General features: G+C 36.1%; 14 protein-coding genes and 1 riboswitch. Of the genes, 3 read left to right on the top strand and 11 right to left on the bottom strand.

From position 1 onward, the window contains the following. Positions 1–172: 172 nt before the first annotated feature. The 3 genes from ACFVT8_RS07145 (at position 173) to ACFVT8_RS07155 (ending at position 3,501) form a co-directional block, all read left to right on the top strand. The gene (locus tag ACFVT8_RS07145) at positions 173–1,666 is read left to right on the top strand and encodes a circularly permuted type 2 ATP-grasp protein (RefSeq protein ID WP_387082900.1); all 1,494 of its coding nucleotides are present in this window, start codon (positions 173–175) and stop codon (positions 1,664–1,666) included. After that, positions 1,620–2,585 (top strand): alpha-E domain-containing protein, encoded by a 966-nt coding sequence (locus ACFVT8_RS07150; protein WP_387082902.1) that lies wholly within the window; start codon positions 1,620–1,622, stop codon positions 2,583–2,585. Before ACFVT8_RS07145 ends, ACFVT8_RS07150 begins: the two co-directional genes overlap by 47 nt. A 61-nt stretch (positions 2,586–2,646) precedes the next feature. Further along, positions 2,647–3,501 (top strand): transglutaminase family protein, encoded by an 855-nt coding sequence (locus ACFVT8_RS07155; RefSeq protein WP_387082904.1) that lies wholly within the window; start codon positions 2,647–2,649, stop codon positions 3,499–3,501. Between the two features lie 83 nt (positions 3,502–3,584). Here ACFVT8_RS07155 and bioF read toward each other — a convergent pair whose 3' ends face one another. The 11 genes from bioF to metK form a co-directional block, all read right to left on the bottom strand. After that, positions 3,585–4,775, bottom strand: coding sequence for an 8-amino-7-oxononanoate synthase (bioF, locus tag ACFVT8_RS07160; protein ID WP_387082905.1), 1,191 nt, complete (start codon positions 4,773–4,775; stop codon positions 3,585–3,587). Between the two features lie 3 nt (positions 4,776–4,778). Further along, entirely contained in the window at positions 4,779–5,510 is a 732-nt protein-coding gene (gene bioW, locus ACFVT8_RS07165; RefSeq protein WP_387082906.1) for a 6-carboxyhexanoate--CoA ligase, read from the bottom strand. After that, entirely contained in the window at positions 5,491–5,994 is a 504-nt protein-coding gene (locus tag ACFVT8_RS07170; protein ID WP_387082907.1) for a hypothetical protein, read from the bottom strand. Before ACFVT8_RS07170 ends, bioW begins: the two co-directional genes overlap by 20 nt. A 451-nt stretch (positions 5,995–6,445) precedes the next feature. Beyond that, positions 6,446–7,174, bottom strand: a complete 729-nt coding sequence (queE, locus tag ACFVT8_RS07175) for a 7-carboxy-7-deazaguanine synthase QueE (protein ID WP_387082908.1) — start codon at positions 7,172–7,174, stop codon at positions 6,446–6,448. Further along, a complete protein-coding gene (gene queD / locus ACFVT8_RS07180; protein ID WP_387082909.1) occupies positions 7,167–7,640 on the bottom strand; it encodes a 6-carboxytetrahydropterin synthase QueD in 474 nt (157 codons plus the stop codon). Before queD ends, queE begins: the two co-directional genes overlap by 8 nt. 3 nt (positions 7,641–7,643) lie before the next feature. Then, the gene (gene queC, locus ACFVT8_RS07185; protein ID WP_387082910.1) at positions 7,644–8,303 is read right to left on the bottom strand and encodes a 7-cyano-7-deazaguanine synthase QueC; all 660 of its coding nucleotides are present in this window, start codon (positions 8,301–8,303) and stop codon (positions 7,644–7,646) included. Positions 8,304–8,577: 274 nt separating this feature from the next. Further along, positions 8,578–8,624, bottom strand: a riboswitch (PreQ1 riboswitch). 185 nt (positions 8,625–8,809) lie between these two features. Then, the gene (locus tag ACFVT8_RS07190) at positions 8,810–10,684 is read right to left on the bottom strand and encodes a leucine-rich repeat domain-containing protein (protein WP_387082911.1); all 1,875 of its coding nucleotides are present in this window, start codon (positions 10,682–10,684) and stop codon (positions 8,810–8,812) included. A gap of 290 nt (positions 10,685–10,974) precedes the next feature. Next, positions 10,975–11,826: a polyamine aminopropyltransferase gene (gene speE, locus ACFVT8_RS07195; RefSeq protein ID WP_387082912.1), complete on the bottom strand. Its 852-nt coding sequence runs from the start codon at positions 11,824–11,826 to the stop codon at positions 10,975–10,977. Continuing rightward, on the bottom strand, positions 11,826–12,260 hold the full coding sequence (gene speD / locus ACFVT8_RS07200; protein WP_387082914.1) for an adenosylmethionine decarboxylase: 435 nt from the start codon (positions 12,258–12,260) through the stop codon (positions 11,826–11,828). Before speD ends, speE begins: the two co-directional genes overlap by 1 nt. After that, positions 12,257–13,753 carry an aminotransferase class I/II-fold pyridoxal phosphate-dependent enzyme gene (locus tag ACFVT8_RS07205; RefSeq protein WP_387082915.1) on the bottom strand — a complete coding sequence of 499 codons (1,497 nt, stop codon included), beginning with the start codon at positions 13,751–13,753 and terminating at the stop codon, positions 12,257–12,259. Before ACFVT8_RS07205 ends, speD begins: the two co-directional genes overlap by 4 nt. Next, complete coding sequence (gene metK / locus ACFVT8_RS07210; protein WP_387082916.1) at positions 13,753–14,928, bottom strand: methionine adenosyltransferase; 1,176 nt, start codon at positions 14,926–14,928, stop codon at positions 13,753–13,755. The genes ACFVT8_RS07205 and metK overlap by 1 nt, the downstream gene beginning before the upstream one ends. Positions 14,929–15,523 lie beyond the last annotated feature (595 nt).

Here is a 15,523-nt window from a genome sequence, read left to right on the forward strand (position 1 = left end):
TTTTACTAGCTCCTTTTATGTATTTGTCTACATTCCTCTAAAAATGATGAGATGAATGCAGATGTGGTCCTTTTCAATTAGTACCCAATTACTACAATTACGCCAAGGCGAAATTGATTCTTACTAAGTGTAACACGTTTTCTCTACTACTTAAATTCGGAGGGCGGTCCATATGATGAAGTTCTATGAATCTGGTATGTTTTTTGATGAGATGTTCGAAGGCAATCTACCGAAGCCTCATTATCGGTCTTTTCACCATAAGCTCAATGCTTTTACTAAGGAACAATTAGATGAAAAATATCAGCAAGCACAGTCAAGATTCCTTAAACAAGGCATTACATTTACCGTATATGGAGCACAAGGTGGAACCGAACGGACAATGCCCTTTGATTTTATACCTATTATTATTCCGCATGAACAATGGGAAGTAATTGAAGCTGGTATGAAGCAACGTGTGAAAGCTTTAAATTGCTTTTTACACGATGTCTACCATGAACAATCTATTGTTAATGATGGGATTATTCCGAAACAACTCATTGAAAACAATCCGTATTATTATAAAGAAATGCTTGGTGTAAAAGTACCTATCGATAACCACATTTTTTTAGCGGGTATTGATTTGATTCGTGATGAAAATGGCGTTTACTACGTGTTAGAAGATAATTTACGCAATCCTTCAGGAATATCTTATGTTTTTCAAAATAGATCTGCTATGAAGGAAGTATATCCTGAATTTTTCTCTAAACATACGATCCAATCTCTGGATAAACAAATGGCCTTTATGAAGAAGGCCCTCCTTGCCCATAGACCACCTTGTATGGAGCAAAATAGAGAACCTAAAGCTGTCCTCTTAACAGCAGGTATGTATAATTCAGCATATTACGATCATGTTTTCTTAGCACAGCAGCTGAATATTCAGCTAGTCGAAGGGCGAGATTTAGTTGTCCGAGACAATAAGGTGTACATGAAGACAATTTACGGTCTAGAGCAAATTGATATTATTTATCGTCGAATTGATGATGATTTCTTAGATCCTGTTGTTTTTCGTGAGGATTCTTTACTTGGAGTTCCTCATATTATGGATGCTTATAAAGCTGGAAATATTGCTATTTTAAATGCTGTTGGTAACGGTGTTGCGGATGATAAAGCGATGTATGACTATGTACCAGATATGATTCGCTACTATTTGAAAGAGGAACCTATTTTACGTAATGTGAAAACCTATCATCTAGCTGATGATAGACATCGAGTTTGGGTTCTTGAGCATATGAAAGAGCTTGTCATAAAAAACGTTAGTGCCTCTGGTGGTTATGATATGTTAATTGGTCCACATGCGAGTGATGAAGAAATGGCTATTTTCAAAGAAAAGATTATAGAAAACCCATCACAATACATTGCACAACCAACGATTAGTCTATCTAGAGCACCAGCTTTCCAGGATGGGAGATTCTATCCTTGTCATGTCGATTTACGTGTTTATGTGATGAAGGGCGGCGATGATATTTATGTGCTTCCAGGCGGTTTATCGCGTGTGGCATTAAAGGAAGGATCTTTAGTCGTGAATTCTTCTCAGGGCGGAGGAGCAAAAGATACATGGATATTAAAGGAGGAATTGCAGTATGCTAAGTCGAGTAGCCGATGCACTATACTGGATGGCACGATATAGTGAACGATCACAAACGAATGCACATATATTACAAGTACAGCTGTTGAATATGTTGGAGCAATCTGGCAAAGAAAATGAATACATTGATCATTGGGAAGCAGTGTTGGATATTTGTGCCTCGAAGGAAGAGTACTTGACCTTTTATGAGTCAATTCGTGTCAATCCACTTATCGAATATCTACTCTTTTCTAATAATAATAGTAATGCCCTTCACGCTACTTTGCGTGCTGTTAGAGAAAACGCGCGTGTAACTCGAGATAGCATCCCCATTGAACTTTGGGAATTGCAAAATGCCTTTTATTTATCCTTACAGCAAGAGATGTTGGGACGTGAAAGACCAATTCCACTAATCGTACTTAACTCTTTTTTACAAAATGTTCGAGAGACTTCTTTGACGGTTACAGGTCTTATCGAAGGTTCAATGGATCGAGATTTACCCTTTTATTTCATACAAGTTGGGAAATGGTTAGAACGTGCAGAAAAGATGATTCGTATGGCTTTAATTATACTGGAGCAACATAAGGAAATAGCCATCTCTTTAATAGAAGCGGACGGATCATTTTTACTCGATTTATCGGGGGCGACGGAGTCTTATTTGCGAAAGCATCGCCAAACCAATTTACTTTGTGTTATTCAATATTTATTACAGGATAAGCATTTCCCTCGTTCAGTGATGTTTTGCTTACAAAAATTAGAAGAAGCATTTATTTGTTTAGAAAACGATCCTCATTCAGCAAAATTTTTAGAGCTTCATACCCCATTAAAAAGTTTATTATTTTCCATGCTGAATGTAGATTTATGGAATATTACAGTAGAGGAAACGATTTTATTAATGGAGGAAAGATTGTGTCAATGTATTGATTTTGGCAATACATTTGCAACAATTTATCATTTATATGAACCCAGCGTACAACCTTGAAAGGAATCAACCACAGCTCCCTTTCAACAAGCAAGTCAGTAATCTAAAGGAAGCGGACACAATGAAATTTGAAATTCAACATACTAATATTTTTCAATATGAGTCTGAAGTCGATCAAAGCCTAAATACAATCCGCTTAAAGCCAAGGGGCGATGAGCGTCAGCGCTTATTATCCTATCGAATTGCCATTACACCATCATCTTTAACGCGTGAACATACAGATATTTGGGGCAATACGGTTGGCACTTTTTATATACCTGAGCAGCATCAAGAGCTAGAAATCCAAACGACTTCTATCGTCAGCATTCAACGTGCACCATTTATTCATCGTATTCAATATTCACCTGAGATGCAGACCATTTTTCACTCGCAACTGTTTTATGAGCATTATTTGCCCTATTTAAAGTCTACACACTTTACGTATATGACAGAAAATCAGTTAGAGGAAGTTTATCATGCAATTGGTCATGCTGAAAATCCTGTACTCTTTTCATTAAATTTAATGCAATATTTATACTCGACTTTTGAATACGTACCTGGAGCAACGAATGTTACGACAACGGCAAGTGAAGCATTCGCTCTAAAGCGAGGTGTTTGTCAGGATTTCACACATGTCATGCTTGCAGTGCTAAGAGCTAAAGGAATTCCGGCTCGTTATGTTAGCGGTTATTTATATGTCGATGAAAACTCTGCCTTGATCGGTGATATTGCAACCCACGCTTGGGTAGAAGTCATGATACCAGGAATCGGCTGGATTGGTCTCGATCCAACTAATAATGTAGAAGTATTAGAAAATCACATTATTTTATGCATTGGCCGTGATTATTCTGATATAAGTCCAGTTGAAGGCGTTTATTCAGGTGGAAAACATGATTTAACAGTTAAAGTGAGCGTCAAAGCATTGAATCATTTATAACAATACAAATAAAACCCCTGATTTTTCTACGCTAAGCAGAAGAATCAGGGGTTTTATTAATGTCAAAAGAATTAATCTCGGTATCATTCTTGATCATATAAGGATGATACAATACCCATTTCTTGTCCTATTTTCTTAATTTTATTTATAACTGTATTGAGTTGCTCCATTGTATGTGTAGCCATCACTGTAATCCGTAACCGACTTGACCCTTTTGGCACAGTTGGTGGTCGTATCGCTGGAATAAAGACACCTTCATCCATAAGTTTCTCAGAAAATTGCATAGCTTCATGGGAATCACCAATAAGAAGAGATATAATTGGTGTTTCTCCTTCCCTAACTACAAAACCCGATTCCTCCAATTTCAAACGTAAATACTTAGCATTATTCAGCAATTGCTCCCTTCGTTCGGGCTCATTTTGAATAATGGAAATTCCTTCTCGCGCTGCTTCAATCGCACTGGGAGATAAACCTGTTTGGAAAATAAATGATCTAGCACTATTGAGTAAATAGTTCTTTGCAATTGCCGACGTCGCCACAAAGCCACCCTCTGCACCAATCGCTTTACTCAACGTACCCACTGTAAAATCAATTTCATCTTTTAATCCAAAATAATCAGCAGTACCACGACTATCACTTCCTAAGACACCGGTCGCATGCGCATCATCAATCATTATGTAAGCATTGTATTTCTTTGCTAGCGCAACAATTTCGGGGAGTGGAGCAATATCACCATCCATACTAAAGACGCCATCCGTCACAATAAGCTTCTTTCCATCCCCACGTGATTGCCTCAATTTTTGCTCTAAATCCACCATATCTGCATGTTCATAAACAATTGTTTTTGCTTTACTAAGTCGACAACCATCTATAATACTCGCATGATTCCATGCATCAGAAAATATAATATCCCCAGCCTTCATCACACTCGAAATTACGCCAATGTTCGCTAAATAACCACTGCTGAAAACAATGGCAGCTTCAGTTTTTTTCAAATCTGCAATTTCAGATTCAAGTTGGTCATGAATGACGAAATTTCCGGTTGTTAATCTCGAACCACCAGCTCCTGTACCGTATATACTAATACCTTCAGATGCTTTCTTTCTTAACCGAAAATCTGTTGCAAGACCTAAATAGTTATTAGATGAAAAAAGCAAGAATTTCTTACCATTCATCATGATCTCGCTCTCATTTCCATTTGAAAACGACCGTAACTTCCTTGTCAATCCTTTCTCTTCTATTAATTGTAGTTCCCGTTGAAACCAATGATCCATATTTTATTCCCTCCTAATAAGAACCGGTACTCTTTCTAAATAATCTATAAAAGATTCTAGTTCAACTTCATCTGACACAAAATAAATACGACCTCCGCTCTCACAGCCTTCCCTTTTTAACGGTGTAATTCTGACATAACCAATAGCACGATTACTTACATATCCAGTCACGTAATCTGGATCATCAGACCAACATAATTCTGCAATTGTAAACGGAGAATTTGCCACTTTCGTCGCCAGAGCTAACGCTTCACGGACTCGCTCATTAAGCTCCTCATTAGCGTCTTGCCAATCGATTCGTGATACACGAACACCCTTTTCCCCCCGATTGTCAAGCCGTAAGCCGGTTTTACTATTTAAAATGATTGCTCCACGGAGATTTTGAGTACTACCAAGTTGATGAAAAGCAACATTCAATGCATGTTCCGAAACACCTAAGGAATTTAGTATCTTTCTTGCTTCACTATGGGCCTTTTCGATTGAAGCGGCCTCAACTGTCGCAATTTCTAAAGGTGGCAAATACTGAATCTGATCATGCGCAATTTTTTCAACGGTAATTTGTATAAAGTCAGCATCTCCACGTGAATGATTACATGCTTTGTTCAATAACTGTTTTACAATTGACTCTATCTGAGATTTACTACCTATCCGTTCACCACCAGATATATGCTTTCCCACTAGTTCAGGGCTTCTTTCTGCTGCACGCATACGAATGCTATAACACGTTTTTAACATGATTTTTACCAGCTACTTTCCTATTAATTGTATGTAACATTTTCGTTATGGGATAAACACTAACTGCTGTAATTACCATGCCAGGAATAGCCAAAACTATTAACGGTAAAAATGGAGTCCCTAACGTAAAAGCTAAACCAAATCTAGCAATTATTGTTCCGATTGGGCCTGCCAAAACAAGTACCAGAATTGAATTCCCAAATAAAACGATGAGTAGTCCTACAGTCAATCGAAAAATTAATGAGATCTCTACATTTAAGATCGAGTGTATACCTAGTAAAAATAAGATTAAACTTGCAATGATCCCCGCTAGAAAATATCGCTTAAATCCAAATACCGCTGCAATCGCAACTGCAATAGGTGCTGATAATTGAAATTCAGACCCAGGAAAACCTGTTGGAATTTTAAACATGCCAGTAATGATAATAAGACAAGCTAGCAATGAAATCTGGGCAAGATCATATGTAGAAAACTTTCGGATCATTCTATTCCTCCATCTTTCTTTTTAAATACTTAATGTCATTTCCTCCTATTATTCTTGAAGATTTGTGTTAACTTTTATTTATATTAAGTTAACACAAATTTGGGTTAGAAAGTAGATAAAATTAGAAGATTTTTTTATTTGTGAAAATACGGTTTTGTAAATATCGCTAAGTAGGTACAAAATGAAGTTCGTGTTCCTCACTTCCGCATCGCCAGACACGCTTGCACTAAGCTAGTCACTACTTATATCTTTCCGGTTCAGAATATATATTCTATAGATTACATACACGCTTGGTGCACAAAAAAAGTATAGGCCAAATTAGCCTATACTTTCACACAAAGTCCAAAGTTATAATCTTTTCCCTTTCGAATTGGAGGTATTACAGCACGTATCTGATGGAAGCGTAATGAATAATGATTAAACCATACAATTTCTAGAAACGGAACACTAACTAAACACCTCTTTTATTCCCCCAAACAAGGGCATGCAACTGTGGCAGAACTTTGATATCTCTGAATTCCTCATCCTTAATCACTCTATCAATCAGCGCATGATATTTATCTAATAAACGGTTAATTAAGCGTGAATTATCAGTCGTTGTGAGATCATCATTACCGACTTGGAGATAAAAAGGAATCATTGGATATCGATGGTGAATTTGTTTAGCATAATCGTAATCTTCTTGATTAAAAACGACTATTTTAAGGGATATATGGTTACTATTGTTTTGATTTTTAAGTTTTTCGAAAATATCAGAGAGCACCGAATAGTCAGTAGTCATTCCAGAACTAGGCGGCTTTGGTGAGATTGTCAGTTCATCAATCTCATACATCCATTTTTGCCACCTACTTCCCTGTGTTTCTACCGCGACCTTTATGCCGTTTTCTTTTAAAATCACAATAAGCTCTTCCAAATTTTGATAGAGTGCAGGATTGCCACCTGAAATCGTGACAAAGGAAAAGCCACTACCTCCAATACGTTTCAACTCAGACCAAATCTCTTCCGCTGTCATTTGGACAATAAGATGCTTTCCGCTACCATCCCACGTAAACGATGAATCACACCACGAACAGGAATAATCACAGCCGGCAGTTCTCACAAACATTGTCTTCTGACCAACTACCATTCCCTCACCTTGAATCGTCGGTCCAAAAATCTCGATAACAGGTATCTTACTCAATTTCCATCCACTCCCGTCTCGCTTCTGCATAGCTTGTCGGAGTTTCATACAGCCTGATAAACTCTACACGCGCCCCGTTATATCCTTGTTCATCAAGCAAGGCCTCAGCCAACTTTTCGTAAATCCAAACAACAATATTCTCTGCCGTCGTATTCATGGGTGGGAGCGTTTCATTTAAATAACGGTGATCCAAATGAATCTCTATTTTTTGTTTCCATATTGCTTTTATATCGCCAAAATCAATCATCAAACCGCGTTCATCTGTGTATCCACTTAGTCCTAATACTACTCGATACGTATGACCGTGCAGGTTTTTGCATTTCCCCTCGTAATTATGTAAATGATGAGCAGCATCGAAGGTAAATTCTTTACTTACAAGAACACGCTTTGCATGATAGTTCAATTGATTTCTTTGAATATCTTTATCTATCTTTTGAAGCTTATCGACGATTTTAAAATCTGACATGCCTTAAGACTCCTTCCTGTAACTCAAATACTTATCAAGCCCTTTTTTTCGCAGTTTACATGCTGGGCATTCACCACAGCCATCTGCTATTACACCGTTGTAACAAGTCAACGTTCTTTCCCGAATAAATTCAAGTGCCCCAAACTGATCAGCAAGCTCCCATGTTTGTGCCTTATTCAACCACATTAACGGTGTTTCAATCACAAAGGAATCATCCATCGATAAATTTAACGTAACATTCAAGGATTTAATAAAAACATCTCGGCAATCTGGATATCCACTAAAATCCGTTTCACAAACACCAGTTACAATGTGCTTAGCTCCTACTTGGCTCACTAAAATGCCCGCAAATGAAAGAAAGAGAAGATTTCGTCCAGGTACAAAAGTCGATGGAAGCTCACCATTTTCTCCGTCTTCTACCTTAATGTCTTGTCGTGTCAATGCATTCGGAGCAAGCTGATTCAAGAGTGACATATCAAGAATGTGATGCTTAACACCGAGCTCACCTGCTATCTCTTTCGCACATTCAATTTCAAGACGATGCCTTTGACCATAATCAAAAGTTACTGCCTCTACCTCTTCAAAACGATCTTTTGCCCAGAACAAACAGGTTGTACTGTCCTGACCTCCACTAAATACAACAATTGCCTTTCCCTGCTTCATCTATAAAAACTCCCTTTTATCGATAGAACAGCATTCTCAGAAAAGTGCTGCTATCTTCTTAGATTTTTAACGTATATTGTGTTCCTTGGTTACCCAATAAGTTCAACCCTTTAATACTTCTATCCTTCTCTACAGCTTCGTTCAGACATAAAAAAACCTCCTTGAAAAATGTTTCCCAACACATTTCAAGAGAGGCATCACCAATCATTCTATTAAAACATAAGTAAAAACATAAAAAAAAGCCACGTCCTATATGGACATGGCATATTGTCATGTTTCCATAGTTTTTTATAGAGGGTATTAGCTATGAACCTCTCCCGTTCTTGTCCGGGCATTCTTTTCTTCAATATAATACAAAAAATTGTATAAAACGTCAAATATATTTTTTTATTAGATCTTCCCATAAATGCTTCTCTGGAAAAAATACTGTTATATTGCCCTATATTTTAACAATATACTAAACACTTTGCTGAGATTAGATTCATTAATATTTTGAGAACATTACCTCAATAAATTACAATTCCATTGTCTAGAACAGATTTATTTTGCACTTGATTCCCTAAAATATAGAGCTTTTTCAAATTGGGCAAATTCACTAAAGGCTCTATATTTGAAATAGCATTATTCTCCAAATGAAGCACCTCAATTTGTTGCCAATTTTCCATAAAACTTAACGATTGTAGTGAACTATCTTGTATAGTGAATGAACGTAGAGCTGAAAAGCCCGCAAAGTAAGGCATAACCTTATCAACTTCATGTATCCAGTCACCATTACCTATTCGATAGGATACATCATTCAAAGTTAAATGTTCCAGTATATTGTTGTTAAACGAATTTTGACTATTAATTTGAAACCTACACTCATTACAATTTAACGTTTTTACATGCTGTAAATTGAATAATTCACTCGTCTCTTCATAAAAAGATGTTTCATTTAAATTTATTGTTTGTAGATTTGGCAGACGATTTAAAGAACGAATACCCGTAAAATCACCAGACTCAACCGCTGTAAGTTGTTCTAGCTGTGGGTATTTCAGTAATTCAGCTCCATTCAAATTCGACTGTCCCCCACTTATATCCACAGTCAAATCTTTTAAAGCAGGTGCCTCTAACTTAGGTATGAAAGAACTTACTATTTCCGCTTTTTTTAAATGGGGTGCGACAATTGATGATACTTTTCCACTATAACCAGTTATCGATATATCAGTCAATGAAGTCAGGCTGTTCACAATATCAAGCAATTCTAATTTATAAAGAGAAGCTAAACGCAGCTTGGTCAAAGAAGACTTATCTCTAAGGCGTTCTATATTCGTAATATCCATATTTTCAAGATCAAGCGATTGCAGGTTGGGCATGTTTTGTATAAAATCAAGCGTTTTTAAATTTTTTACCGATGTAAGCTTCATTTCTTGTAATTGATTCAGTGAATAGAACGAACTAAAATCTGTCGCTTCACTATAATCTAATGTTAACGACTCTAGATCAGTTAATGAAGACAACCACTTCAAATCATTGGCATATCTTAAAGACAATGATTTTAATGGTAGTTTATTCAGAAGTGGAAAGTCTGTAACCGTCTCGGTGTGATACGAAATTTCAAGTGATTGAAGATTTTGAAACTCTAATAATAAAGCAAGTTCATCATTACTTCGAATTTGAACAGATAGCTCTACAACATTAGACTTATCGCTGAAATATTCAGCAATTTTACTAAATGATTCATTAAAGCTACCTGTATAGCTTTTTAAACCTTCTAGATGTCGGAAGCTTACTTTTTCACTTTGTGATATTTCATAATCGCCCATCAAATTCAATACCGTCAGACCAGTAAAGGCTTCAAAATCTTTTTGTTCGATTTTTTGTGTATTTAATAACTTATCCATAATAATATAGTTAGAAATTTCGGCTACCTTATTTGTAAACGGATCGTCAAGACTGTAATCAAAATGCCATTGATCTTCAGAATAGTATGCCTTCAAATAACGGATACTTGCGATTTCTTCTTTAGTCGGCATTGCTTCACCTTTATCAAAAATATCTTTTAAAAAGAATAAAAGAACTTCGCTTTCAGGTATTTTCCGAACAGGTATTTCCTCACGGTTACCGAATTCTGTTTGATTACCATTCAATAGAAAATAACCAAGGAATGCACAAAGGATGACAATCGGTATTACTAAAAGCGCTTTTAAATTCTTTTTTTGATGTGTATTTGTATTAGGAGGAGTTGTTCCATAATAATTATTAATCGTCTGATCAACATAATAAACTTTATTCTCTTTCAACATTATTTCAGTTTCACAAAAAGGACATTTGAATGATTGTCCCTCTTTATATTCAATTTTCCCATTACAATTCGGACAATTTAATTTAATGATTTCCACTGGCAATCCCCTCTCCAGCTCTATTTTAATTAAGCTTAGTTGTCCGAAAAATAATTGTCAATATTTCTATTAAATACTAACTATCTCCCGACTTTAGACCTACAACAAAAAAAGTCGCCCATGAGGCGACTTTTTTGTGTTTTTTTCTTTATATACAATAAGTTTAAACTTCTGGTTTTCAATTCCTTGTGTAATTACGTAGGTTACCAAGCATCAACTACCTTCATAACAAGCTCCACAAAACCCTATAATCCTCTGTCGTAAAAGTAAGTTTCTACGTTAAAAGGTTATTAATCTCGATCAAGTTCCTCTTTCACAAATGTAGGAAGTGCGAATGACCCAACGTGTAAATCTGTATTGTAATATTTCGTTTTTAGACCAAATTTGTCCCAAGCATCGACTTGAATATTTTTAACTGGATGTAATGCTTTTGAAGCAAATCCGAATAGCCAGTGTCCAGATGGATATGTTGGCATATGGAATTGATAGACGCTTGCGATTGGGAATATACCTTTAATTTTTTTATGTGCTTTACGCATGTTTTCTGCATACTCTGCGAAGTATGGTGATTCGTGTTGGTTAATTAGAATTCCTTTTTCATTTAATACACGGAAACATTCTTTATAGAACGCTGTTGTAAATAAACCTTCACCGACTGAAATTGGATCAGTAGAATCTACTAATATTAAATCGAATGATTGATCAGCTGCGTTTTGAACGTAAGCTAAGCCATCATCGAAAATCATTTCCATACGTGGATCTTCTTCGACACCAGCAGCTGTAATTGGAAGGTATTTTTGGCTTAAACGGAATACTAACTCATCGATTTCAACCATTACTACTTTTTCTACTGATTCGTAACGTAGTACTTCACGAGCAGTACCACCATCACCACCACCGATAATTAAAACTTTTTTTATATCTGGATTGGTAGCGAAAGCTGGGTGCGTAATCATATCATGATAAACGAACTCATCTTTTTCGTTGACCATCATTAATCCGTCTAAAGTGAAGAAAGTACCAAACTCATCACCTTTATAAAAATCGATTTTTTGGAACGGAGATTGTTCACTATGAATTACTTCGTTGTATCCGATTGAAAATTTACAGTGATTGCTCCATTGTTCTGTATACCATTTCATTAAATCACGCCCTCTAATACTTCTTGTTTCACTAGAATTGTATCAATTTCTTGTTCTGCAAATTGGCGAATTTTATCTGCCATTCCACGAGGTACTTCAAATGATTCTGTCTTTTTCGCTTGCAGTTTTTGTTCTAAATATTCTGCTGCCTTCCAAGGACTTACAGAGTCACCACAAGTGTAAACATCTACAGAAGCAAATCCGTATTCTGGCCAAGTATGAATCGTTAAATGTGATTCAGCAATAATTACTGCACCCGAAACACCATATGGGTTGAAATGATGGAAGCAAGATTCTACAATTGTTGCGCCAGAATAGTCAGCAGCTTCATTCATAAACTGCTCGATTAATGCATTTTGCTCAATAATTTCACTTGGGCAACCATAAAATTCAATTAATACGTGTCTTCCTAATGTTGATAATTCAATGCTCATTTATCTATCTCCCTTACGACTGTAATATAATTTTCTTCTTTCGTTTCGAACAGAACATTCCCAAAATTAAGAAAATAGAAGTTATATAATTCTACTACTTCCTCTGAAATAACTTCACCAGGGATAATTAGTGGTATTCCCGGTGGATAAATCATTAATGAATCTGCACTAATTCGACCTACCGCATCATAAATTAAAATTGTTTCTGTTTCAGCATTACACGCCTGTTGTGGTGTCATTGCTAATTTATTAATTTGATTCGCGGTCACATAAGCTGACTGAATCGCATCTTTTTTTGCGTGATTAAGTTCAATATCTTTTAAAGCATGTACTAATTTACCGATTGTTTCATTCGTATCAACATAACTAATGACTGCCATTATGACATATCCTTCAGCAAGTTCTAATTGAATGCCATATTGTTGTTTCAATATTGTGTAAACTTCGAAACCAGTTAAACCGAGATCGTTCACACGAATAACAAGTTTCGTCCAATCATAGGATTGAATGAAATTTTGTTGTACATATTCAGCTTTTAGCACTTCATAGCGTGAATTATTTTCAATTTCGTCAATTGCTGCATCAACAATTGACTTTAATTGTCTATAACGTTGTTGTCCATACACCGCTAATTCCCTTCGTGTTACATCTAAAGAACTCATTAATAAATAATTTGCACTCGTCGTTTGAAGCATATTTAATACTTTTTGCAAATGCTTCGAATCGATTCGTTTTTCTTGGAGTAATAGAAGTGAACTTTGTGTTAGTGAACCCCCAGTTTTATGCATACTGACTGTTACTGCATCTGCACCAGCACTAATCGCATCGTTAGCATCAGGTAAAAATGTTAAATGCGCTCCGTGTGCACTATCAACAATAACTGTTACATTTTGTTCATGTGCGAGCTTACAAATTTCTTGCAGCTGATTCATCGACCCAAAATATGTTGGATACGTTACAAGTAAAGCTTTCGCTTGTGGATTTTCTGCAAGTGCCAATTTTACATTTTCAACTGAAATTCCGTGTGCAATACCAAAATGTTGATCAACTTCAGGTTGAATAAATACTGGTTTTGCTCCACTTAATATAATGCCGTTCATAACTGATTTATGGCAGTTACGAGGTACGATCAATGTATCTCCTTGTTTACATGTCGCTAAAATCATCGCCAAAATACCTACAGTAGTTCCATTTACTAAAAAGTAAGCGTAGTCTACATTAAATGCTTGTGCAGCTAATTGTTGAGCTTCTTTAATAACCGATTCCGGGTGACTTAATAAATCAAGCTCCTTCATCGAGTTTACGTCCATTCTTAATGTCATTTCTCCAAGCGTCCATTTTAATGGGTTTTCATGTAGCCCCATTTTATGTCCAGGTACATCAAACGGCGTAACTTCTTGTTTAGCATAATTGACTAAAGCTTCAAATAATGGCATGCGGTCTTGAGTGACTAAAAACTCCTCTGTAGTCACTCGATCTTGCACGCACTGCATTATTGTCCTATAGCAACTGTTAAGAGTTGCTCTAATTCCGAAACTTTGTCTGTTTTTTCCCAAGTTACGTTTACATCACTACGTCCAAAGTGACCATAAGCGGCAACTTGTTGATATTGTGGTTTACGTAGATTTAGCATGTTAATAATGCCATTTGGTGTTAAGTCGAACAATTGACGAATCGCTTTTAAAATTTCTTCTTTCGCTACTTTTTCTGTACCAAATGTTTCTAAAGCGATACTAATTGGTTCACTTACACCAATTGCATATGATAATTGGATTTCACATTTATCTGCCAAGCCTGCTGCAACAATATTTTTTGCAACGTATCGCGCTGCGTAAGCCGCTGAACGATCAACTTTTGTACAGTCTTTACCAGAGAATGCGCCACCACCATGACGAGCTGCGCCGCCATAAGTATCAACAATAATCTTACGTCCTGTTAAACCTGCATCTCCGTGTGGTCCGCCTACTACGAAACGGCCAGTAGGATTAATTAAAATGCGGAAGTCTTCATTCATACCAAATTGCTTCGCAACAGCTTTAATTACATTTTCTGTAACGTAATTAATGAATTCTACTTGGTCAAAATCATCATCGTGTTGTATTGACATTAAAACAGTATCAATTTTAGGTTGCATACTATCCGTATAATCAATTGTTACTTGTGATTTCATATCTGGGCGAGCCCATTTGAAGTGACCATTTTTACGCTGCTCAGTTGCACGTTTTACAAGCATATGCGCCATTTCAATCGCTAAAGGCATATAGTTCTCAGTTTCATTAGTTGCAAAACCGAACATAATACCTTGGTCACCTGCACCAACTTCTTTTGTATCGCTTGAAGAATCAACCCCCATTGCGATATCAGGAGATTGTGTGTGTACTAAAACTTGTACATTGCAGTTATGACCATCAATGCCGAACTTATCATCTGTGTAACCAATGCCGATTAGGGTATTACGGGCAATTTTTTCGATATCTAGTTCTGCTTTTGTAGTGATCTCTCCACCAACAATTACTGTGTTTGTAGTTGTGAATACTTCACATGCAACACGTGATAGAGGATCTTGTAATAATGCTGCGTCTAATACTGCATCTGAGATTTGATCTGCAATTTTATCTGGATGTCCTTCCGATACAGACTCCGATGTGAATAATACTTTTTCTGACAATTTTCACTGCTCCTAACAAAATTATAGATTTTAGGGCATAAAAAAAAGCTCACCCAATTTTAAGGAAAGCTTCGAATACTATCAGCTGCTGTTCCTCTTATTGTTCACAAAAGTTAATTTTGTGCTCAGGTTCGGCCCACTGGATTTAATTCATGATGAACTAAATTGTTTGGCCACCGTATCTTCGACCCCTCGTCTCAACGGTTATTAATAAGAGCTATATTATTATGCTGAGACTCATATTAAGTCATAAACATTTGAGTGTCAATTAATTTTTTATAAATAATCGCTAGGAAAATTAATTCATTTACCCTTTCACACACAAAAATAGTAAGTGTAACATTTTGTTGAGTTCTATATTTATTATAAAAAATGAATAATAATGCATTCGCGATCTTTTTATAATTAAAATAGAATGAACGCCTATTAAATTTGTTAATAGATGCGTCAAAATAACATATTGTAAGCATAAAAAATTTTAGAATAGCAAAGAAGATATAGGAATTTTTAGAGTCTTTTATCTATAGAAATTATTTAAAGTTCTATAATTCAGAATATTATTTTCGGTCAATTATAGAGTTCTTCTGAAGTAATA

Source organism: Lysinibacillus sp. NPDC058147, from assembly GCF_042884205.1.
Taxonomy (GTDB): Bacteria; Bacillota; Bacilli; order Bacillales_A; family Planococcaceae; genus Lysinibacillus.